General features: G+C 69.7%; 21 protein-coding genes. 8 read left to right on the top strand and 13 right to left on the bottom strand.

What is annotated here, in order from left to right:
- Nucleotide 1 precedes the first annotated feature (1 nt).
- The gene (gene rdgB / locus AB7E35_RS12805) at nucleotides 2–652 is read left to right on the top strand and encodes an RdgB/HAM1 family non-canonical purine NTP pyrophosphatase (RefSeq protein WP_428163842.1); all 651 of its coding nucleotides are present in this window, start codon (nucleotides 2–4) and stop codon (nucleotides 650–652) included.
- A gap of 97 nt (nucleotides 653–749) precedes the next feature.
- Nucleotides 750–1,994, top strand: a complete 1,245-nt coding sequence (hemW, locus tag AB7E35_RS12800; RefSeq protein ID WP_428163841.1) for a radical SAM family heme chaperone HemW — start codon at nucleotides 750–752, stop codon at nucleotides 1,992–1,994.
- A gap of 26 nt (nucleotides 1,995–2,020) precedes the next feature.
- Here the strand turns inward: hemW and AB7E35_RS12795 are convergent, their stop codons facing one another.
- The 13 genes from AB7E35_RS12795 to AB7E35_RS12735 form a co-directional block, all read right to left on the bottom strand.
- Nucleotides 2,021–2,353, bottom strand: coding sequence for an I78 family peptidase inhibitor (locus AB7E35_RS12795; protein WP_428163840.1), 333 nt, complete (start codon nucleotides 2,351–2,353; stop codon nucleotides 2,021–2,023).
- Between the two features lie 110 nt (nucleotides 2,354–2,463).
- Nucleotides 2,464–3,750 (bottom strand): SPOR domain-containing protein, encoded by a 1,287-nt coding sequence (locus AB7E35_RS12790; protein WP_428163839.1) that lies wholly within the window; start codon nucleotides 3,748–3,750, stop codon nucleotides 2,464–2,466.
- Nucleotides 3,751–3,858: 108 nt separating this feature from the next.
- Entirely contained in the window at nucleotides 3,859–4,563 is a 705-nt protein-coding gene (locus tag AB7E35_RS12785; protein WP_428167679.1) for an EAL domain-containing protein, read from the bottom strand.
- Nucleotides 4,564–4,781: 218 nt separating this feature from the next.
- Nucleotides 4,782–5,471 carry a glutathione S-transferase family protein gene (locus tag AB7E35_RS12780; protein ID WP_428167678.1) on the bottom strand — a complete coding sequence of 230 codons (690 nt, stop codon included), beginning with the start codon at nucleotides 5,469–5,471 and terminating at the stop codon, nucleotides 4,782–4,784.
- Complete coding sequence (locus AB7E35_RS12775; RefSeq protein WP_428167677.1) at nucleotides 5,449–5,931, bottom strand: nuclear transport factor 2 family protein; 483 nt, start codon at nucleotides 5,929–5,931, stop codon at nucleotides 5,449–5,451. The genes AB7E35_RS12780 and AB7E35_RS12775 overlap by 23 nt, the downstream gene beginning before the upstream one ends.
- A gap of 3 nt (nucleotides 5,932–5,934) precedes the next feature.
- Nucleotides 5,935–6,717 carry an SDR family NAD(P)-dependent oxidoreductase gene (locus tag AB7E35_RS12770; RefSeq protein ID WP_428163835.1) on the bottom strand — a complete coding sequence of 261 codons (783 nt, stop codon included), beginning with the start codon at nucleotides 6,715–6,717 and terminating at the stop codon, nucleotides 5,935–5,937.
- An 11-nt stretch (nucleotides 6,718–6,728) separates the two neighbouring features.
- Entirely contained in the window at nucleotides 6,729–7,265 is a 537-nt protein-coding gene (locus AB7E35_RS12765; RefSeq protein WP_428163834.1) for a DUF3833 domain-containing protein, read from the bottom strand.
- Complete coding sequence (locus tag AB7E35_RS12760; protein WP_428167676.1) at nucleotides 7,262–8,584, bottom strand: MFS transporter; 1,323 nt, start codon at nucleotides 8,582–8,584, stop codon at nucleotides 7,262–7,264. The genes AB7E35_RS12765 and AB7E35_RS12760 overlap by 4 nt, the downstream gene beginning before the upstream one ends.
- Nucleotides 8,581–9,177 (bottom strand): chalcone isomerase family protein, encoded by a 597-nt coding sequence (locus AB7E35_RS12755; RefSeq protein ID WP_428163852.1) that lies wholly within the window; start codon nucleotides 9,175–9,177, stop codon nucleotides 8,581–8,583. The genes AB7E35_RS12760 and AB7E35_RS12755 overlap by 4 nt, the downstream gene beginning before the upstream one ends.
- A gap of 177 nt (nucleotides 9,178–9,354) precedes the next feature.
- Nucleotides 9,355–11,025: a methyl-accepting chemotaxis protein gene (locus AB7E35_RS12750; RefSeq protein ID WP_428163851.1), complete on the bottom strand. Its 1,671-nt coding sequence runs from the start codon at nucleotides 11,023–11,025 to the stop codon at nucleotides 9,355–9,357.
- A gap of 87 nt (nucleotides 11,026–11,112) precedes the next feature.
- The gene (locus tag AB7E35_RS12745; RefSeq protein ID WP_428167675.1) at nucleotides 11,113–12,336 is read right to left on the bottom strand and encodes a class I SAM-dependent methyltransferase; all 1,224 of its coding nucleotides are present in this window, start codon (nucleotides 12,334–12,336) and stop codon (nucleotides 11,113–11,115) included.
- Between the two features lie 2 nt (nucleotides 12,337–12,338).
- Complete coding sequence (locus AB7E35_RS12740; RefSeq protein ID WP_428163831.1) at nucleotides 12,339–13,184, bottom strand: DUF1365 domain-containing protein; 846 nt, start codon at nucleotides 13,182–13,184, stop codon at nucleotides 12,339–12,341.
- Complete coding sequence (locus AB7E35_RS12735) at nucleotides 13,181–14,485, bottom strand: NAD(P)/FAD-dependent oxidoreductase (protein WP_428163830.1); 1,305 nt, start codon at nucleotides 14,483–14,485, stop codon at nucleotides 13,181–13,183. The genes AB7E35_RS12740 and AB7E35_RS12735 overlap by 4 nt, the downstream gene beginning before the upstream one ends.
- A gap of 166 nt (nucleotides 14,486–14,651) precedes the next feature.
- Between AB7E35_RS12735 and AB7E35_RS12730 the strand changes: the two genes are divergently transcribed.
- From AB7E35_RS12730 to AB7E35_RS12705, 6 genes are all read left to right on the top strand, one after another.
- Entirely contained in the window at nucleotides 14,652–15,605 is a 954-nt protein-coding gene (locus AB7E35_RS12730) for a MerR family transcriptional regulator (protein WP_428167674.1), read from the top strand.
- Between the two features lie 19 nt (nucleotides 15,606–15,624).
- A complete protein-coding gene (locus AB7E35_RS12725; RefSeq protein WP_428167673.1) occupies nucleotides 15,625–16,224 on the top strand; it encodes a lipocalin family protein in 600 nt (199 codons plus the stop codon).
- Between the two features lie 15 nt (nucleotides 16,225–16,239).
- Nucleotides 16,240–17,784 (top strand): deoxyribodipyrimidine photo-lyase/cryptochrome family protein, encoded by a 1,545-nt coding sequence (locus AB7E35_RS12720; protein WP_428167672.1) that lies wholly within the window; start codon nucleotides 16,240–16,242, stop codon nucleotides 17,782–17,784.
- Nucleotides 17,785–17,787: 3 nt separating this feature from the next.
- Entirely contained in the window at nucleotides 17,788–17,949 is a 162-nt protein-coding gene (locus AB7E35_RS12715; RefSeq protein WP_428167671.1) for a DUF2256 domain-containing protein, read from the top strand.
- Nucleotides 17,946–19,253 (top strand): DASH family cryptochrome, encoded by a 1,308-nt coding sequence (locus tag AB7E35_RS12710; protein WP_428167670.1) that lies wholly within the window; start codon nucleotides 17,946–17,948, stop codon nucleotides 19,251–19,253. Before AB7E35_RS12715 ends, AB7E35_RS12710 begins: the two co-directional genes overlap by 4 nt.
- Nucleotides 19,250–20,045: cryptochrome/photolyase family protein (locus tag AB7E35_RS12705; RefSeq protein ID WP_428167669.1), on the top strand; the 796-nt coding region annotated here is incomplete at its 3' end. The genes AB7E35_RS12710 and AB7E35_RS12705, both read left to right, overlap by 4 nt.

Genomic DNA, 20,045 nt, shown 5'->3' with positions numbered 1-20,045 from the left:
TTTGACCACAAACACTGCCACCAGGATCGTGCTGGCCTCCAACAACCGCGGCAAGCTGTCAGAACTGCAGGCCATGCTGGCGCCGCTGGGCGTCCAGCTGATCCCCCAGTCCGAGCTGGGCGTGGGCGAGGCCGACGAGCCTTTTCATACCTTCGTCGAAAACGCCCTGGCCAAGGCCCGCTTTGCCAGCGCACACACCGGCCTGCCTGCGCTGGCCGACGACGCCGGCCTGTGCGTGGCGGCCTTCGGCGGCCTGCCCGGCGTGCAGACGGCGCACTACGCGACGCAGTTTGGCTACGACAAGAGCGACGCCAACAACGTGCGCGCGCTGATCGAGCAAATGCAGGGCGTGGATGACCGCCGCGCCGCCATGGTCAGCACCCTGGTGGCCGTGCGCAACCCGCTGGACCCCGAGCCGCTGATCGCCGTAGGCCGCGTGGCCGGCGAAATCGCGCGCGAGCCGCGCGGCACGGGCGGCTTTGGCTTTGACCCGATCATGGTGCTGCCCGCGTTCGGCAAGACCTTTGCCGAACTGCCGCCCGAAGTGAAAAACACCCACAGCCACCGCGGCCGCTCGTCGCGACAGATGCTGGAGCTGATGCGCGAGCACTGGTTTGCCAGCCCAGCCCCCGGTCACGCTGACGGCAGCTGATGCCGCGCTGGAGGTTGCACTTGAAGCGTTTTCGGGCCCCAGCCCATAAAACACCAGCGCGGGCAGCTATGATTTTTGCAGCAACTTTTGCAGCAACATGACCATCCCCATTCACCCCGCCGAGCACGCTGGTGCGCAGTCTGGCGCCCCCCTGCGCGACGTGCAGCACTACATGCGCCCGGGTCTGCTGCAACTGACCAGCCTGCCGCCGCTATCGCTGTACGTGCACCTGCCGTGGTGCCTGCGCAAATGCCCATACTGCGACTTCAACTCGCACGAGGCTCAGTGCGGCGAGGGCGTGCCCGAAGCGCGCTACATCGACGCACTGCTGGCCGACCTGGAGGCCGCCCTGCCCCTGATCTGGGGCCGCACGGTGCACAGCATCTTCATTGGCGGCGGCACGCCCAGCCTGTTTGCGCCGCAGGCCATCGACCGGCTGCTGGGCAACATCCGCGCGCGGCTGCGCCTGGACGCAGGTTGCGAGATCACGCTGGAAGCCAACCCCGGCACGTTTGAAAAAGAGCGCTTTCGCGCCTACCGCGGCGCGGGCGTCACGCGGCTGTCGATTGGCGTGCAAAGCTTCAACGACCGCCACCTGCAGGCCCTGGGCCGCGTGCACGACCGCGCGCAGGCGCTGGCCGCGGTGGACGAGGCCGCGCAGGCGTTCGACACCTTCAACCTGGACATCATGTACGCCCTGCCCGGCCAGACAGCGGCCGAGCTGGACGAAGACATGCGCACCGCGCTGGCGCTGCAGCCGCCGCACATCTCCATCTACCACCTGACGATCGAGCCGAACACCTACTTTGCCAAGTACCCGCCGCCGCTGCCCGAGGACGACCAGGCATACGCCATGCTCGACCGCATCACCGAGCTGACCGGCGCAGCGGGACTGGCGCGCTACGAGGTGTCGGCCTACGCGCGTGACGGCCACCAGTGCCTGCACAACCGCAATTACTGGCAGTTTGGCGACTACCTGGGCATTGGCGCGGGCGCACACAGCAAGCTCAGCTTTGCGCACCGCGTGGTGCGCCAGGTGCGCCTGCGCGACCCGCAGCGCTACATGGCGGGCGCGCTGGCCGGGCGGGCCATTGCGCAAGATGACGACGTGCGCCGCGCCGACCTGCCCTTCGAGTTCATGCTGAACGCACTGCGCCTGCGCGGCGGCTTTGCGCTGCAAGACTTCACCGAGCGCACGGGGTTGCCGCTCACGGCCATTGCCGGGGGACTGCAGCAGGCCGAAGCCCAGGGCCTGATCACCCGCGACATGGGCCGCGTGCGCCCGACCGAGCGGGGTTTTGATTTTTTAAGCGACCTGCAGTCGCTGTTCCTGGCCGACTGAGCTTCGCGGCGGCGACGGCCTGCGCCTCAACCGCAGCGCACGCCCACCACGACGCCGGTGGCGTCCACATCCAGGTTCAGCCTCTGAAAGTTGAACTCTTTGGTGATCGCCTGCCCTGGGCGCAGCACCCGCGCCATGCGGGCGCCGGCGCGCACGCGTGCCTCCTCGACCACCTTGGCCGTGCTCATCTTGCCCACGGCCCATTGCGCGCCCTGGGCGCTGCAGTCACCGCCCACCGGCGCGGTGCCCGCGCCCGTGGGCTCCACCGACGAGCAACCAGCCACCATCAGCGCCAGCACCGCGGCCGCCACCAAACCTGCCAGGCCACTTGACCGGCCTGCGCTTGCGAGAAATTGCATATCCATGTCCTCACTCACACCCAAAGGGCGCACCATAGCCCGCTGCGCGCTCCGCCGCCGTGACCAGGGGTAACACCGGCGCAGCACCAGCGTCGCGCCAGGCGCCAAGGCTATTCAGCGGCGGGCCGCGCATCCAGGCCCAGCGCCAGCACCTGCTCGACGGCCGCATTGGCCTGGGCGGCCGATGCAAACGGCCCCACGCGCACGCGCTGCAGCTGCCGGCCATCGGCGCGTGCCACCTGGCTGACGGTGGCAGGCAGGCCCGCCTGCACCAGCCGCGCATGCGCCCGCCGGGCATTGGCCGGATTGGCAAACAGGCCCACGTTGATGTAGAGATGGCGCGCAGAGTCCTGCGCGGGCGCGGATTTACCCTGGGACTGGGCCGCGTTTTGGGCGGGACCGGCGGCTCGCGCACGCGCGGGGTTAGATGCAGCCGACGCTGCGGGCGGGGCGTCAGAGGTTTTGGGCGTCGCTTTTTCAGGGGCTTTTTCAGGGGCTTTTTCGACGACCGCCGCAGGGGCTGCCGCCGGCACGGCAGCAGCAATTGCCGGGGCCTTTTGCGCAGCCACCCCGAACGCAGACGCCGACGGCCCGCTGGCATCGCCCGCTGGCATGGGCACGCTTGCCTGCGGCTGTGGCAAAGCCGACGAAGGCAACGGCGACGAGGCGGAAACGTCCGGCGCAGGCGAGACGGGCGCCGGCAGCAACTGGTGCCGCGGTGCTGACTGAGGCACAGCGGATGCCGCGGGCCGCTGCACCGCAGCAGCAGGCGGGCGCTGCGCCAGCTGATGGGCCTGAAGGCTGCTGCCGACGTAACGCCCCAAACCACCGGCCAGCCAGGCCCAGGCCAGCGCGGCAAACAGCGCCAATCCCAGACCGCCCGCCGCCACCGCCATCAGCCGCCGCGGGCTGCCCGCCTGCTGCGCGAGCAAGTCCTTGGCCTGGCGCAGGTTGGGCGCAGCCGACAACGCCCGGTGAATGCGCTGCTGCAGCTGCGCGTGCAAGAACGCATCGCCATACAGCCCGGGCACTCCACACGCCACCAGGCCCAGCGCCAGCAACAGCCCCGCCGTCATGGGCAAAGGCAGGGCCAGCCAGACATGGCACACCCCAAACAGCAGTAGGCCCGCCAGAGCCAGCACCGCCAGATACAGCAGGGCAAACCGCCACAGTCGGTGAAACACCAGCCAGCCCGGGGTGCACAGGGCTGCCGCCCAGTTCCACCCCGGCAGAGCCCGCCCCGCCGCGTCCAGCCTGTCGAAGGCGGCCAGGTAATGCGCGGCATTCAGTGGCCCCAGGGCCGCCTGATACAAGGCCGGGGCGACCACGGCAGGGCCGGGAGCCGGGGGTGCTGCAGGCGGCAGAAAGTCGTTGGCGTAGAGGGGGCGTTCTTGCATGGGCGCGATTCTGGCAGTCAGGCGGCCGCCGGATGAGCAATCAGGCGCGGGCCCGGCGCCGGGTCTGACCCGGCATGACCCCGCCGCGTCGCCAGGGGTTGCCGTGCCTCACCCGCCAGCGGCATCGGTCTCGGCGGGCCATTGCACCGTTGGCAATGCCTCGAAGGCCGGCCGCGCGAACATGTAGCCCTGAAAGTAATAGATGCCAAGCGCGCGCAGCAGCTGGTATTCGGCCAAAGTCTCCACGCCCTCGGCAATCACCTCGATGTTCAGGGCTTTGCACACGCCCAGGATGCCTTGCACGATGGCCTGTCGCACCGGGTCGGAGTCGATGTGGCGCACCAAGTCCATGTCCAGCTTGATGATGTCGGGCTGAAACTCCGCCAGCAGGTTCAGGCCCGCGTAGCCGGCGCCAAAGTCATCAATGGCGGTCTTGAAGCCCCTGCGGCGGTATTCGCGGATGATGTTTTTGAGGTGTTCCTTGTCCACCAGGCGCTCGTTCTCGGTGATCTCGAAAATGAGCCGCTCGGTCGGGTAGCCGTGCTGGCGCGCCGCCTCCAGGGTGGCGCGTATGCAGGTGGCAGCCTCATAGACCGCGTTGGGCAGGAAGTTGATGCTCACATGGCTGTCAATGCCCAGCCTGGCCGCCAGGCCCACGGCCTTGACCCGGCACGCCTGGTCGAACTGGTAGCGGTTGTCGTCGTTGACCTGCCCCAGCACCTGCGCCGCACCACCGCCGTCCAGGCCACGCGCCAGCGCCTCGTAGGCAAACACCTCGCGCGTGCGCATGTCCACTATGGGCTGAAACGCCATGCTGAAGTCGATGCACAGCGGTGGCCTGTCCTGGCAAGCTTTGCAGGGCGGAAGACTGGGAGGGGGCGTCGTCATGCCCGCATGGTAAGACAAAAATTTTGCCACTTTGATGCAAGGTAATACACATGGTTACGCGCATGCAGCCCCGCGGTGGTGGTCGAAAGCCTACCGCGCGGCCGGGGCGGGCTGGGCGCCGGGTTTAGAGGCTGTGGGCACCGCTACAGCGGCATCATCACCGGCCCGCCTTTGTCCAGCGCCCGCTGGTAGGCCGGGCGCTGGCGCATGCGCCCGGCGTAGGCGCTCAGGTGCGGCCAGGCCGCCTGGCCGGCGCCGCGGGCCAGCGCGGCTTCGACGGCAAAGCTCATCTGAAAGTCGGCCATGGTCAGGTGCTCGCCGGCAAACCAGCGGTGCCGGGCCAGATGCGCGTCGATGAAGGCCAGCGCGGTCTGCACATTGGGTGCAACCAGCTTGTGCTGCACGGCGCTGCACAGCGCGCGGGCCATCGGGCGCACAAAGAACGGCATGGGCTGGCGCGGGATGGTGTCAAACACCAGCTGCATGACCAGCCAGTTCATCAGCGAACCCTCGGCGTAGTGCATCCAGAAGCGGCACTCGCGGTGCTCGGGCGTGCCGCGGGCGGGCTCCAGCTGGGCCAGATCGGCACTCGCCTGGGCGCCGTAGCGCTCGGCCAGGTATTCGATGATGGCGCCCGACTCGGCCACCACCGTATCGCCGTCGGTAATGACCGGCGACTTGCCCAGCGGGTGCACTTTTTTCAGCTCGGGCGGCGCCAGCCGGGTGGCCGGGTCGCGCGGGTAGCGGCGCAGCGCGTAGGGCACGCCCAGTTCTTCCAGCAGCCACAGGATGCGCTGCGAGCGCGAGGTTTCAAGGTGGTGAAGGGTCAGCATGGCATGCATCGTGGGTGGCGGAGCCGGCCCGGCGCAGCCAGCGCATGAGCGGCCCCAGAACGGGCAGTTTTTGGTACAGCTCTTCGGACGTGTCCCAGTAATCGCGGTGCAGCGTCACGCGGCCGGTGGCGTCAAAGTGCACCAGCGTGGCGCCGTGGATGCACTGGTCCACGCCCGCCTGCCAGCGCCGCAGCCGAAAGTGGAACTCCCACGCCAGAAAGGCCTGCGTGCCCTGCGCCAGCTGCTGCGTGACCACAAAGCGCGGCTGATCCAGGCTGGCGAACATGTGGGCAAAGATGGCACGGATAGCGGGCACGCCGCGCACATCGTTGAACGGGTCTTTGAAGCGCGCATCGGCCGCGTAATAGTCAGCCAGGTGGTCTAGATGGTCGGGGGTGAGCTGCTCGTACAGCTGCGCCAGCCGGGCGGCTGCCGCCTGTGTGTCTGCAATACAGGTCATACGTTACAGCCCCGTCATGCGGTGCACCAGCGCAAAGTACCAGCGGTAGGGCAGCACGCGCAGCAGCTTGAGCCACAGCGTGAAGCGGCGCGGAAAGTGCAGCTCGAACTGCCCGCGCGCCCAGCCGTGCAGGATGGCGGCGGCGGCCTGCTGCGGGGTCAGCAGCGCGGGCATGGCAAAGGTGTTTTGCCGCGTCAGCGGCGTATCGACGAAGCCCGGGTTGACCACGCTCACACCCACGCCCTGGGGGCGCAGGTCCAGAAACAGCGTCTCGGCCAGGTTGATGAGCGCCGCCTTGGTGGGGCCATAGGCCAGGCTCTGCGGCAGGCCGCGCCAGCCTGCCACGCTGGCCACCAGGCTCAGGTGCGGCGCGCGCCCAACGCGGGCCGACGCCAGCAGCCCGGGCACCACGGCGGCCAGCACCAGCAACGCGCCGGTCAGGTTGACCTGCTGGTGGCGCAGCAGCTCGGGCAGGTCCAGCGCATCGGCGCGCATGGGTTGGTAGTGACCGGCGCAGTAGCACACCAGGTCCAGCGGGCCGTCGGCCAGCAGGCGCCGGGCGGTGGTCTGCACGGCCGCTGCGTCCGTCACGTCCAGTGCGGCGGCCTGGCTGCCGGGGTGGGCCTGCACAAAATCATGCAGCAGGGCTTGCTGGCGCGCCGACACGATCACCTGCGCGCCGCGCTCGTGCAGCTGCGCGGCCAGTGCCCGGCCGATGCCGCTGGAGGCGCCCACCAGCCACACGCGCTTGCCGCGCCAGTCGGTGATTGCAGGGTTGAGGGGCACGGCCTGGCTCCTTACTGTTTGGTAAACGACAGCAGCACCTCGCCCAGCGAGACGCCAAACTTGCTCATGGTGGCGCGGTTGAGCATCACGCGGTCATCGATCAGGAACATCCAGTCGTCGAACTGCACCTCGTACTCCTTGCCGTCCACCGGCAGGCGCAAGGTGTAGTTCCAGCGAAAGGCGTTGCCTGCCGTCTGGCCCTGGGCCTCGCCCACCACGTCGTCGGCGCGGCCGGTGTAGCGGCCATCTTCGTGCTTGGTCAGCCGCCAGATGCGGCGCTGGGTGGTGCCGTCCGAGTAGGTGAAGGCCTCGTCCAGCACGCCCTGGTTGCCCTGCCAGTGGCAGTCCATCACCACGGTGAAGCGGCGCACCACTTCGCCGCCGCGTTTTTGGAAGATGCCGTGGGCCAGGATGCGGCCGTTGAAATAGCGGTCCAGCTCCAGCAGCGGGCGCTCGCGGGCGTAGTCGGTGACCTGCGGGCTGGCGCAGCCCGCCAGCGCGGCAGAGCCTGCCAGCAGGGCCAGCAAAGCGTGGCGACGTGTTGTCATGGGTTGACTCCTGCAGTGGTGGTTGAACGGTGGATCAGCAGCCGCAGCAGCAGCGCAGCGGCCAGCAGCTTGAGCGCGCAGGGCAGCAGCGCGTAGGCCCAGGCCAGGTGCCGCAGGGCTTGCTCATCCTGGGTGCCGGGGGTGTAGCCAGCCCATTGCAGCAGCGGCAGCGCGGCGCCGGCGGCCAGCGCCAGGTTGAGCTTGGCGCCCAGGTTGAACCAGCCCAGGTAGGCGCCCTCGCCGTTGCCCTGGGCGCCCTGGCGCTCGACCAGCCGCGCCAGCAGCGCGCCGGGCAGCGCCAGATCAGCCCCCAGGGCCATGCCCGACAGCGCGCAGATGACGGCAAACGCCGCCACCTGCCCGCTGCCCAGGCCGGCCGTCCAGCCAAAGCAGGCTACGGCCAGCAGCATGCTGGCCAGCAAGGCGCGCTCCAGGCCCACGCGGCCCACCACGCGCAGCCACACGGGCATGGACAGCGCGCCGCTGACGAAATACAGCACCAGAAACAGCGCGATCTGCGGCTGCGTTGCCTGCAGCCGGTCTTGCGCAAAAAACAGCATCAGCGCCGCGGGCACGGCGCTGGCAATGCCGTTGCTCATGAACACCGCCAGCAACCGCCTGAAGTCTGCCTGCGCCAGCGGCTGCGCCAGCGACCGCCACAACGCGGCGCCTGCGGCATGCGCGGGCGCCTGCGCTGCGGGGTGCGGGCGCGGCGCGCGCCACAACAGCAGCCAGCCCAGCGCCAGCGCGGCGGCAAACGCCACCAGCATGGGCCGCGCCCCGCCCACCACCGACAAGCCGCTGGCCGCCACCACGCCGACCAGCCCCGGGCCTTCGCGCCAGGCGACGATGCGGCTGCGCTGCACGCTGTCGCCGCCCAGCTGCACGCCCCAGGCCTGGTGGGCAATCACCACCTGGCTGTGCGCCAGGCAGGTGATGAGCAGGCCGGCCACCATCCATGCCGCCAGCGTCTGCGGCCCCTCGACCGGCGGAAAGAACAAGCCCGCCAGCCCCAGCACCTGCACCACGGCCGATGCGCCCGCCACCCACAGCACGGCGCGCACGCTGTGCCGGTACAGCCGGTCGCTCAGGCGGCCCAACAGCGGATCGGCCACGGCATCCAGCAGGCGCACCAGCATCAGCAGCGCGCCCACGCTGGCCAGCGGCAGGCCCAGCGTGGTGGCGTAGTGGTGCGGCAGCACCACGTACAGCGGCAGCGCGACAAACGCCAACGGCAGGCCCAGCAGGCCGTAGGCCATGCCGTCGCGCCACGACGCCAGCGCCGCAGCGCGGGGCGCGTGCGCCAGCGCCACAGTCATGGCGCGGCCCCTGCGCTGCGCGCCAGCAAGGCGCCGCGCAGCCCCGGCTCGGACGTACCGGGCGACAGCCAGATGCCAAAGAACAGGCGCGCCAGCTCGGCATCGTCCACCCCGCCCAGCGGCTGGCTGCCGCGCCACAGGCGCAGGCCCTGGCCGGGCTGGTACAGGCCGGTCAGGCGGTCACCCGGCTCAACGTCGGGCAGCACGGCGGCCAGTTGCTGGCGCCAGCGCTCGGCCTGCGCGGGCGCCAGCGGGGTCTGGCGCTGGATTTCCTCGACCGAGCGCCGCGCAATGGCCGCGCCGCTGAAGGCGCGGTGGTAGGTCAGCTCCAGCGCCAGCGGGTGGTCGCCAAAGGCCTGCGCATCAAAGCGCGGCGCCACCCACAGCCGGGCGTCGTAGATGCGCAGGCCCCAAAAGCGCAGTTCGCCCTCCCCGGCCAGCGTGGCCCCGGTCAGCGCCTGGCGCACCACGGGCGGCGGCGCCAAGGCCGAACCGGAGGGCGCACCCGTGTTGGCCGACACACCCGCAACGGCCACAGCAGCCACGGCGGCCAGAGCCCAATGTTTCAGTGATGAAAACCGACTTTTGTGCATATAAATCAAGCGCTAGCTGCTATGAGTTTTGATAAATAGCTCGTCCAATCCTGGCGTCGGGCAATCGGGGCGGCGCAGGGCGGCGCAGGGCGGGTTCTTTTCTCCGTTTTTTAGGTCAAAACAGGCTGATAGCCCTTATCTGTTGAGCGCTGGCAGCTATCATTTTTGTATCGGCGCTCATCCAGCCAGGCGCGGAACCAGCGGCACGGACATGCGCGCCAATGGGCGCGGGCTCGCCAAGGCGCGGGCTGCGCCGCCAACGCGGGCGTCGTATCCATCGCCCCCATCGCCCCGATCACCGTCAGCCAGGCGGAAGACGCTGACCGCCTCGGCCAGCTCGGCCGCCTGCTGGCGCAGGGTTTGCGCCGCGGCGGCGCTTTGCTCGACCAGGGCGGCGTTTTGCTGCGTGGCCTGGTCCAGCTGCGCCACGGCCCCGCCCACCTGGGCAATGCCCTGGGTCTGTTCGGCGGTGGCGGTGCTGATCTCGGCAATCAGGGCCGCCACGCGCTGCGCCTGATCCACGATGCCGGTCATGGTGGCGCCCGCGTCGCCCACCAGTCGCGCGCCGGCTTCCACCTTGTCCACGCTGGTGCCGATCAGCGCCTTGATCTCTTTGGCGGCATCGGCGCTGCGCTGCGCCAGGCTGCGCACCTCGCCCGCCACCACGGCAAAGCCGCGGCCCTGCTCGCCGGCGCGCGCCGCCTCGACGGCGGCGTTGAGCGCCAGGATGTTGGTCTGGAAGGCAATGCCGTCGATCACGCTGGTGATGTCGGCGATCTTGCGGCTGCTGTCGGTGATCTCGTCCATGGTGCTGACCACCTGGGCCACCACCGCGCCGCCCTTGAGCGCCGCCTCGCTGGCCAGCGTGGCCACCTGCGTGGCCTGGCGGGCCGAGTCGGCGTTGTGCTTGACCGATGCGGTCATCTGCTCCATCGACGAAGCTGCCTGCTGCACGTTGGCGGCCTGCTCCTCGGTGCGCTGCAGCAGCCCGGCGTTGCCCCCGGCGATGTCTTCGGAGCCCGCGGTAACGGCGTTGGATGCCTGCCGCACCTGGCTCACCACCCGCGCGAGGCTGTCTTGCATGGCACCCAGCGATGCCAGCACGCTGCCGGGCTGCGCCTGCGCCGCACCGGCAACAGGGCGCAGGTTGCCCCGGGCCACCAGGCCGGCCACATCGGCCAGGGCGGCAGGCTCGGCCCCCAGCTGGCGCACGATGCTGCGCGCAACGGCCCAGGCCACCAGCACGCTGAGGGCCAGCGCCAGCGCCAGCACGGCGAACACCACGCGCAAGAAGCTGCTGGCTTCGCCCATGGCAATCGTGTTCTCGCGCTGGATACGCGCTTCCTTGAAGTCGATCAGCTTGTTGATGGCCGCCAGCCACTGCACATATTGCGGCTTGGCCTGCGTCCACAGGGTCTGGGCCGCAGCGGTGTCGCCCGCCTGCACCTGGGCAATGATGGCTTGCGTGGTGGCCACCGCCTGGGCTTCGGCGTTGCGGATGTCGGCATAGATCGGGCCCAGCTCGGGCGGCGCGCCGACGCGGTTGATCAGCTTCTCAAGCGGCACGGCCGACTGGGCGTAAAAGTCGCCCAGCGCGGCGATGGTGGCGATTTCGCGCTCGCGATCGGCGGGCGTGGGGCTGAGCACCACGTCGCGCACGGCAATCGAGCGGTCATGCGCCGAGCCGCGGAAGTTGATGGCGTGGCGCTGCACCTGCACGTGAACGTCGTTGTTGGCGCGCAGGGCCTGGTCGATGCGGCTGACCTTGAGCGCGGCCACGCCGGTGAGCGCCACCAGCAGCGCAAGGATCAACCCGAAGCCCGCATACAGGCGGGCGGAAACGGTCATGCGAGAGAAGAACACGGGGGGAGTCCTTGTGGAACGGTTGGATGGAAGGGGCTGGAGCGCTGGCGCGGCGGTTGGAGCCACGGCCGGTCAGTCCTTGACCAGCGTGTACTGCACGACGTCGATGCTGGCGGTGTCAAACGCGGCTTCGCAGTACGCCAGGTAGAACTCCCAAGTGCGCAGGAAATTCGCGTCAAAGCCCTGCGCCGCCACCTGGGCGCGTTGCTGCACGAAACGCTGGTGCCAGCGGCGCAGGGTTTCGGCGTAGTCGCGGCCGAAGGCAAATTCTTCGGCCACGCGCAGGCCTGCCTGCTGCGCGGCCGCCCGAAAGCGCGACGGGCTGGGCAGGCAGCCGCCGGGGAAGATGTATTGCTGGATGAAGTCGGTGCCGCGCACGTAGCGCTCAAAGCGCGCGTCGTCGATGACGATGCTCTGCACGCACGCGCGCCCGCCCGGCCTGAGCAGCCGCGCCACGGCGCCAAAGTAGTCGGGCCAGTAGGCCTGGCCCACGGCTTCGACCATCTCGATGGAGCAGACGGCATCGAACGGCTCGTCCTGAATGTCGCGGTAGTCCTGCAGGCGCAGCTCCACCTGCGGCGACAGGCCCGCGGCCTGCATGCGCGCGCGGCCCCAGGCCAGTTGCTCGGTGGACAGGGTCACGCCCGTCACCTGCGCCTGGAATTCGCCGGCCGCCATTTCGGCCAGCGCGCCCCAGCCGCAGCCGATCTCCAGCACGCGGCTGCCCGGCTGCACGCGGGCGCTGTGCAAGGCGCGGCGCACCTTGGCGTGCTGCGCGGCGGTCAGGTCGCCCGCCAGGTTGCCCTGAAACCAGGCGCTGGAGTAGTTCATGCTGGGGTCCAGCCACAGCCGGTAGAAGTCGTTGCCCAGGTCGTAGTGGGCGTGGATGTTGCGCCGGCTGCCCGCGCGGGTGTTGCGGTTGAGCAGGTGGCGCAGGCGGTACGCCAGCCGGCCCCACCAGGCGCCGTCCACCATGTCTTGCAGCGCCTGGCGGTTCACGATCAGCAGGCGCAGCAGGTCGGCCAGGTGCGGCGTGCTCCAGTCCTGGGCGATGTAGCCCTCGGCCAGGCCGATGTCGCCCGAGCGCATCACCGCGTCAAACACCTTCCAGTCGTGCAGGCGCATGCCGGCATGGGGGCCCTGGCCTTCGCCCAGCTGCAGCACGCGGCCATCGGGCAGCTCCAGGTGCAGCGTGCCGCGTCGCAGGCGCTGCAACAGGGCCAGGCCCTTGCGTGCGGCGGCGGGCATGTCGGCGGGCAGTGGATACGCGTTGGAGGATGCGGTGGTGGTGTTCATGGTCAAAAGCTCGGCGAGGATGGCGATGAAGAGCGGGTGACGGGCTGCACCGGCGGTTCGGGCCTGGTGTGAAACGGTGCGCGCTTGAGCCACAGCAGCAGCGCGTGCCAGTGGATGCGGGTGATCACGCCCAGCGTGAGCAGCGGGTAGCGCCACAGCGCGCGGCGGCGGCTGGCGGCGTCCAGCGGCTGCAGGCGCCCGGCGATGCCGGTCAGCACCAGTGGGCCCCGGGCGTCGTCAAAGTCGATGCGCACGCGGGTGGACTGCAGGCCCTGGGCGCCGCTGCGCCTGAACTCGAAGCGGTAGCCGCCCTCTACCGGGCAAAACGGCGAGACGTGGAACACCTTGCGCGCGCGCAGCTCGCGGCCGTACTGCGGCGCGTCCAGCAGGTAGGCGTGGCGCTCGCCAAAGGTGTTGTTCACTTCGGCCACGATGGCGCGCAGACTGCCGTCGGTGCGGTGGCAGTACCAAAAGCTCACCGGCTTGAAGGCGTAACCCATGACGCGCGGGTAACAGTGCAGCCAGACTTCGCCCCGGGCGTCGGTGATGCCCTGGCTGTGCAGCACCTCATCCAGCCAGGCCAGGGCGCCACCCTGCTGCGGGCCGCGGCCATCGCCGTGGTCAGTGTCCCGAAAGACCAGCGCCCCCGGCCGGTTCAGCGCCAGCACGCCTGCGGCTTCGGGCTGCACGCGCAGCGTGCGCATGGGCAAGAGCAAAAAGAACGTGGGCACGATGAAGCGGTGGCGACGCGGGCGCAGCCGGGTGTGCCACACATGGCCAAAGCCGATGTGCGGCCGGTTGCCAGCAGCAGCGCCAGCAACGGTTGCGGCGGCTGCGGGCTGGGTCATGCTGCCTCCCGCTGGCGCAGTTGCTGCAGCAGCAAGTCGGCCGCGCGGTAGCCGGACTGCAGGCCGTCTTCATGAAAGCCGTAGCCCGTCCACGCGCCGCAATACCAGGTGCGCTGCACGCCTTGCAGTTGCGCCACCTGGCCCTGCGCTGCAATGGCGGGCAGGTCGAACACCGGATGGTCGTAGTCGAACTCGGCCAGCACCTTGCGCTGCGCAATCGGCCGCGCGGGGTTGAGCGACACGAATACGGGCTGCGCAAAGGGCAGCGGCTGCAGGCGGTTGAGCCAGTAGTGCAGGCACACGCGCGCCGCTTCGCGCTCGCTGCTGGCGGCGCGCTCGTAGTTCCAGGCCGCCCACGCGCTGCGCCGCCGGGGCATCACGCTGTCGTCGGTGTGCAGCACGGCGCGGTTGGGCTGGTAGCGGATGGCGCCCAGCACTTTGCCTTCCTGTTCGGTAGGCTGGGCCAGCAGGCGCAGGGCCTGGTCGCTGTGCACGGCCATCACCGCGGCGTCAAAGCGCTCGGTCTGGCCGCCGGCGTGGATGTGCACACCGGCTGCATCGCGCACGACGCGCTGCACGGGCGTGAGCCGCCGCGCATCCAGCCCCTGTAGCAGCGGGTGCACATACTGGCGCGCGCCACCCGCCACCGTGAACCACTGCGGGCGATTGCTCACCTGGATCAGCCCGTGGTTGTGACAGAACCGGACCATGGTGGCCACCGGAAAGCGCAGCATCTGGTCGGTGGGGCAGCTCCAGATGCAGCCCAGCATGGGCAGGAAGTACCAGTCGCGGAACGCCGCGCCAAAGCCGTGCCGGGCCAGAAAATCGCCCAGCGGCTGGCTCAGCGCGGCCTCTTCGCCCGACTCGGCCAACGCCGTGCACAGCCGGTTGAAACGCAGCAGGTCGCGCAACATGCCCCAAAAACGGGGGCGCAGCAGGTTGCGGCGCTGGGCAAACACCGTCGCCAGGCTGGAGCCGCTCCACTCCAGCGCTTGGGCGCCCAGGGCTCCCGCGCCCGGCGCCTGGACCGAAAACGACATGTCCGAGCGGGCGGTGGGCACGCCCAGCTCGTCAAGCAGCGCTATCAGCCCGGGGTAGGTGCGCTCGTTGAACACCAGAAACCCCGTGTCCACGCCATGCGTCACCTGCCGGCCGTAGGCGTCGGGCAGCCGTACGTCCACCGTGTGGGTGTGCCCGCCGAAATAGCTGCCCGCCTCGAACACGGTAACGCGCGCCTGACCACGCAGGCGATGCGCGGCAGACAAGCCTGAAATACCTGAACCGATGATGGCGATTTTCATGATGACTCCCGTATTCCGGCGAAGTGGCAAAGACAGCGTGGCGTGCTGGCATGGGGTGTAATGTAGTGGACAAAACATTTTTTGTCCTAGACAATTTGTGCAATTCCTTGAATTTGTCCATGACATCCAACCTCTCACTGGCGCCTGCCCGCCGCCAAACCGCCCCATGAGCACGCCCCCCTTTCAGGACGGCGCTGGCCTTCCGATCGCCGCCGTGGAGCGCGAAACCGGCCTGCCCAAAGACACGCTGCGTGTCTGGGAAAAGCGCTACGGCTTTCCCCAGCCACTGCGCGACGGCTCGGGCGACCGGCTGTACCCGGCAGAGCAGGTGCAGCAGCTCAAGCTGATCCGGCGGTTGCTGGACGCGGGCATGCGCCCGGGCAAGGTGGTGGGCCTGGACGGCGATGCGCTGCAATCCCTGCTGGGCCAGCGCTCCGTCGCCGGTGGTGATTTGTCCAGGACAAACGACGCAAGCTACGCACCTCCAGCCGTGCTGGCCCCGCTGCTGGAGGCCATCGGCGCCCACGACCCGCACGCGCTGCGCCACGCCCTGGGCCGGGCGCAGCTGCGCATGGGGCTGGCCCCTTTTGTCACCGATCTGGTGGCCCCGCTGGCTGCCGCCGTGGGCGAGGCCTGGGTACAGGGGCGGTTTGAAGTGTTCGAGGAGCATTTGTTTACCGAGGTCATCACCGGCGTGCTGCGCAACGCCATTGCGTCGCTGACACCGCCATCTGGCGCGCACGCGCCCAAGGTGCTGCTGACCACCCTGCCGCAGGAGCTGCACGGCCTGGGGCTGCTGATGGTCGAGGCGCTGCTGGCGCTGGAGAGTTGCAACTGCGTCTCGCTGGGCACGCAAACGCCCGTGGGCGACGTGGCGCTGGCCGCCGCGGCCCACAAGGCCGACGTGGTGGCCTTGAGCTTCAGCAACGTGCACAACGGGGCGACGGTTCTGGCCAGCCTGCGCGAGCTGCGCGCGCAGCTGCCCCCGGCCACCGCGCTGTGGGTGGGCGGCTCGTGCACGGCGCTGTACCAGTCCACGCTGGACGGCATCACGCCCATCCGGCACCTGAGCGGACTGCAGCCGCTGGTGGTGCAGTGGCGTCAGTTGCGCAACCATTGACCCCCAAGAAGCCAGTCACATGAACGCTTTCCCTCTCCAGCGCCCCTCTCTTGGGCATGCACTTGCCCAGCCCGGCCGCCGGGCGCTGCTGGCCTTGTGCGTGGCGGGCGCCGCGCTGATGGCGGGGTGCGCCAGCACCAGCCCGCCACCGGGCGTGGTGGCCGTCACGCCGTTTGACCTGCAGCGCTATCAGGGCCGGTGGTACGAGATTGCGCGGCTGGACCACGCGTTTGAGCGCGGCATGACCGATGTGTCCGCCCTCTACGCACCGCAGCCCGACGGCAGCGTGCGCGTGGTCAACCGCGGCTTTGACCCCGCCCGCAACGGCTGGCGCGAGGCCGTGGGCAAGGCCTTGTTCATCGGTGCACCCACCACCGCATCGCTCAGGGTGTCGTTCTTCGGGCCGTTTTACGGCGGCTACCACGTGGCGGCGCTCGACCCTGACTACCGCTGGGCGCTGGTGCTGGGGCCTGACACCGGTTACGCATGGATTCTGGCGCGCGACAAGCAGCTGGACGCAGCCCGGCGCAACGCCATCACCGCGCGCGCGCAGGCCCTGGGCGTCGATACCGGCGCGCTGATCTGGGTGGCGCACACGCGCCAGGACCCTGCGCACTGACGGCGAACCCCGGCCATGGGCACCACCGTTGTCTGGTTCAAACGCGATCTGCGGGTACACGACCATGCCCCGCTGGCGCACGCCGCCAGCCAGGGGCGGGTGCTGTGCCTGTACGTGCTGGAGCCCAGCCTGTGGGCGCAACCCGACTGCGCGCTGCAGCATTACCAGTTTCTGCGCGAAAGCCTGCGCGATCTGGCGCTGCAACTGCGCGCCTGCGGCGCGCCGCTGCAACTGGCCGTGGGCGAGGTGACCGACGTGCTCACGCGCCTGCATGCCCTGCAACCTTTCGAGCGCCTGTACGCGCACGAAGAAACCGGCAACGGCCACACCTATGCACGCGACAGGGCCGTGGGCCGCTGGTGCCGCGCGCACGGCGTGGCCTGGCACGAATGGCCCCAGCACGGCGTGGTGCGGCGCCTGCCTTCGCGCAACCAGTGGCACACCCGGTGGCAGGCGCACATGCAAGCGCCCCTGCTGCCCGCACCGCCGCCCGGCAGCCTGCAGGGGGTGGCCCTGCCCTGGAAAGACCGCTGGCCCGAGCCCGCCACGCTGGGCCTGGCCCCGCACGACCCGCCGCTGCGCCAGCGCGGCGGCCGCACCCCGGGCCTGCAGGTGCTGCACGATTTTTTGCGCGAGCGCAGCGCGCTGTACCGCGGCGGCATCTCGTCGCCGCTGACGGCGCCGCAGGCCTGCTCGCGCCTGTCGCCCTACCTGGCGCTGGGCTGCCTGGGCATGCGCGAAGTGGTGCAGGCCACGCACCAGCGCCTGGGCCAGCTCAAGGCCGGCAACCACCCGCTGGCCGGGCGCCAGCGCCAGGGGCTGACGGCCTTTCTGAGCCGCATGCACTGGCATTGCCACTTCATCCAGAAGCTCGAATCCGAGCCCGCGCTGGAGTTTTGCAACCTGCACCGCGGCTACGACGGCCTGCGCGAGAGCGACTGGCAAGAGGCGCACTTCGCCGCCCTGCAAGCGGGCCGCACCGGCTGGCCGCTGGTGGATGCCTGCGTGGCCATGCTGCGCGAGACGGGGTGGATCAACTTCCGCATGCGCGCCATGCTGGTGTCGGTGGCGGCCTATCCGCTGTGGCTGCACTGGCGCCCGGTGGGTCTGTGGCTGGCGCAGCAGTTTCTGGACTACGAGCCCGGCATCCACTGGAGCCAGATGCAGATGCAATCGGGCACCACGGGCATCAACACCACGCGCGTGTACAACCCCATCAAGCAGGCGCAAGACCACGACCCGCAGGGCGTTTTTGTGCGCCAGTGGCTGCCCGCCCTGCGCCAGGTGCCCGACACCTGGCTGTTCGAGCCCTGGCGCATGCCACCCGAGGTGCAGTCGCGCTGCGGCGTGCAGGTGGGCCGTGACATTCCCGCGTCCCTGGTCGATCTGGCCGCTGCCACACGCGCAGCCAAGGCGCGCTTGCACGCCCTGCGCGCCCAGGCCCCCGTGCGTGCGGCCAAGGCGGCGATCGTGGAAAAGCACGGCTCGCGCCTGGCGCGCCGCAGCACCGCGCGCCGCCCCGCGGCGCCCGCATCCCGACAGCAAAGCCTGGATTTTTAAGCCATGCACCGCAAGCCGCACCTGCCCCAAAAGCCCTGCCTGTGCTGCGGGCGCCCGTTTGCGTGGCGCAAAAAATGGGCCCAGGTGTGGGACGAGGTCAAATACTGCTCCGAGCGCTGCCGCCGCCAGCGCCAACCGGCGCCCGCATCGGGGGCACAGCCATGAGCACCGTGCTGCTGTGGTTGCGCAACGACCTGCGCCTGCACGACCAGAGCGCGCTGCACGCCGCATGCGGGCTGGGTGCGCAGCACCTGCTGCCCGTGGTGTGCCTGCCCGATGTGCGGCAAACCACGCCCTGGGGCTTTGCCCGCATCGGCCCGCACCGGCGTGCGTGGGTGGCATCTACCATCCAAAACCTGCTCCAGCCCTTGCTGGACAAGCGCAGCCAGCTATTAATTTTGAATCAACCTGCCGCCGCCGCCCTGCCCACACTGGCGCGGGCCGTGGGAGCCAGCACCATCGTGTGCGAAAAAATCGCCGCCCCCGAAGAGCAAGCCGAAGTCCAGGCCCTGCGTGCGGCCGGCCTGCAGGTGCACACCGTGTGGCACGGCAGCCTGCTGCATCCCGACCAATTGCCCTGGCCGGTGCAGCAGCTGCCGCGTGTGTTCACGCCTTTCCGGCAGGCCGTGGAACAAGCCGAACTGCAACCCGCAGCCCCGCTGGCGCCGCCCTCCACCCTGCCGCCCTGGCCCGCCAGCGTGCCGGCGCATGACCTGCACGGGCAGGCCGAAGCCCTGGCCGCGTTTGCCGGGGCGCCGCCCAGGGCCGATGCGCGCAGCGCGTTTCCTTACCTGCAAGGTGGGCTGCACGGGGGTGAAGCAGCAGCGCTGGCCCACCTGGCCCAGTACCTGGCACGCAGCCTGCCCCACAGCTACAAGCGCACCCGTAACGGGCTGATGGGGCTGGACTACTCCAGCAAATGGTCGCCCTGGCTGGCGACTGGCGCACTGTCGCCCCGGCAGGCGCTGGCGCAGCTGCGCCAGTTTGAGGCCGAACACGGCGCCAGCGACGGCAGCTACTGGCTGTGGTTTGAGCTGCTGTGGCGCGACTACTTTCGCTTTCTGCACCTGCAGCATGGCCGCGCGCTGTACCGGGCGCGGGGCCTGGGCGCGGCGCGGGCCACGCCACATGATGACGAGCGCTTTGCCGCCTGGTGCGCCGGGCAGACCGGCCAGCCGCTGGTGGACGCCGCCATGCGCGAGCTGGCCGCCACCGGCTACCTGAGCAACCGCCTGCGCCAGGTGGCGGCCAGCTACCTGATACACGACCTGGCCTGCGACTGGCGCGCTGGCGCCGCCTGGTTTAAATCGCAGCTGCTGGACTACGACGCCTACAGCAACCAGGGCAACTGGCTGTACATCGCCGGCCGGGGCACCGACCCGCAGGGCGGGCGCCGCTTTGACCCGGTCAAGCAAGCCGCCACCTACGACCCCGATGGCAGCTACCAACGCCTGTGGGGCACCGCATGAACTCGCCCGCGCCTGCCCACACCCTGCGCCTGGTGCTGGGCGACCAGCTCAACCCGCAGCACAGCTGGTTCCAGCAGGTGGACGCGCAGGTGGTCTATGTGCTGATGGAGGTGCGCCAGGAAACCGACTACGTGCTGCACCACGCACAGAAAATCCTGGCCATTTTTGCGGCCATGCGCGACCTGGCGCGCCAGCTACGCGGCGCCGGCCACCGCGTGCGCTATGTGGCGCTCGACGACGCCAGCAACCGCCAGTCCATCCCGGACAACCTGACAGCGCTCGCCGCGCACTACGGCGCCCACCAGGTGCAATGGCAGCAGCCCGACGAGTGGCGGCTGGACACGCAAATGCAGGATTGGGCCCGCGCCCAGCCGCTGACCTGTACCGTGGTGGACAGCGAACACTTTCTGACGGCACGGGGCGATCTGGCCACCCAGATGCGCGGGCGCAGCCAGTGGCTGATGGAGCATTTCTACCGCCCCATGCGCCGCCGTTACCGGGTTCTGATGGATGCCGATGGCCAGCCCGAGGGCGGCCAGTGGAACTTTGACCACGACAACCGCAAGCCCTGGCCCGGCACCCCGCCCGAGCCCGCGGACTGGCGCCCCACGCACGACCACCGTGCGCTGTGGGACATGCTGCTGCGCTGCGGCGTCAAGAGCTTTGGCGAGCCACAGGCAGACGCCGTGCGCTGGCCGCTGAACCGCGCCGAGGCGCTGGCCTGTCTGGAAGCGTTCATCACCCACGCCCTGCCGCACTTTGGTGACTATGAAGACGCCATGGCCAGCCAGG

This window comes from Diaphorobacter sp., from assembly GCF_050251835.1.
In the GTDB taxonomy this organism is placed as follows: domain Bacteria; phylum Pseudomonadota; class Gammaproteobacteria; order Burkholderiales; family Burkholderiaceae_C; genus JBFXIE01.
The sequence above is the reverse complement of the archived record's forward strand: the minus strand, read 5'-3'. Positions and strand labels throughout refer to the sequence as shown.

What these genes read in the sequence shown, in the direction of transcription:
- AB7E35_RS12725 (WP_428167673.1), top strand. Translation starts at nt 15,625, where the DNA reads ATGAACGCTTTCCCTCTCCAGCGCCCCTCTCTTGGGCATGCACTTGCC.
- AB7E35_RS12710 (WP_428167670.1), top strand. Translation starts at nt 17,946, where the DNA reads ATGAGCACCGTGCTGCTGTGGTTGCGCAACGACCTGCGCCTGCACGAC.
- AB7E35_RS12735 (WP_428163830.1), bottom strand. Translation starts at nt 14,485, where the DNA reads ATGAAAATCGCCATCATCGGTTCAGGTATTTCAGGCTTGTCTGCCGCG.
- AB7E35_RS12775 (WP_428167677.1), bottom strand. Translation starts at nt 5,931, where the DNA reads ATGACCTGTATTGCAGACACACAGGCGGCAGCCGCCCGGCTGGCGCAG.
- AB7E35_RS12720 (WP_428167672.1), top strand. Translation starts at nt 16,240, where the DNA reads ATGGGCACCACCGTTGTCTGGTTCAAACGCGATCTGCGGGTACACGAC.
- AB7E35_RS12790 (WP_428163839.1), bottom strand. Translation starts at nt 3,750, where the DNA reads ATGCAAGAACGCCCCCTCTACGCCAACGACTTTCTGCCGCCTGCAGCA.
- AB7E35_RS12750 (WP_428163851.1), bottom strand. Translation starts at nt 11,025, where the DNA reads ATGACCGTTTCCGCCCGCCTGTATGCGGGCTTCGGGTTGATCCTTGCG.
- AB7E35_RS12715 (WP_428167671.1), top strand. Translation starts at nt 17,788, where the DNA reads ATGCACCGCAAGCCGCACCTGCCCCAAAAGCCCTGCCTGTGCTGCGGG.
- AB7E35_RS12740 (WP_428163831.1), bottom strand. Translation starts at nt 13,184, where the DNA reads ATGACCCAGCCCGCAGCCGCCGCAACCGTTGCTGGCGCTGCTGCTGGC.
- AB7E35_RS12780 (WP_428167678.1), bottom strand. Translation starts at nt 5,471, where the DNA reads ATGCTGACCCTTCACCACCTTGAAACCTCGCGCTCGCAGCGCATCCTG.
- AB7E35_RS12795 (WP_428163840.1), bottom strand. Translation starts at nt 2,353, where the DNA reads ATGCAATTTCTCGCAAGCGCAGGCCGGTCAAGTGGCCTGGCAGGTTTG.
- AB7E35_RS12745 (WP_428167675.1), bottom strand. Translation starts at nt 12,336, where the DNA reads ATGAACACCACCACCGCATCCTCCAACGCGTATCCACTGCCCGCCGAC.
- AB7E35_RS12760 (WP_428167676.1), bottom strand. Translation starts at nt 8,584, where the DNA reads ATGACTGTGGCGCTGGCGCACGCGCCCCGCGCTGCGGCGCTGGCGTCG.
- AB7E35_RS12755 (WP_428163852.1), bottom strand. Translation starts at nt 9,177, where the DNA reads ATGCACAAAAGTCGGTTTTCATCACTGAAACATTGGGCTCTGGCCGCC.
- hemW (WP_428163841.1), top strand. Translation starts at nt 750, where the DNA reads ATGACCATCCCCATTCACCCCGCCGAGCACGCTGGTGCGCAGTCTGGC.
- AB7E35_RS12765 (WP_428163834.1), bottom strand. Translation starts at nt 7,265, where the DNA reads ATGACAACACGTCGCCACGCTTTGCTGGCCCTGCTGGCAGGCTCTGCC.
- AB7E35_RS12785 (WP_428167679.1), bottom strand. Translation starts at nt 4,563, where the DNA reads ATGGCGTTTCAGCCCATAGTGGACATGCGCACGCGCGAGGTGTTTGCC.
- AB7E35_RS12730 (WP_428167674.1), top strand. Translation starts at nt 14,652, where the DNA reads ATGAGCACGCCCCCCTTTCAGGACGGCGCTGGCCTTCCGATCGCCGCC.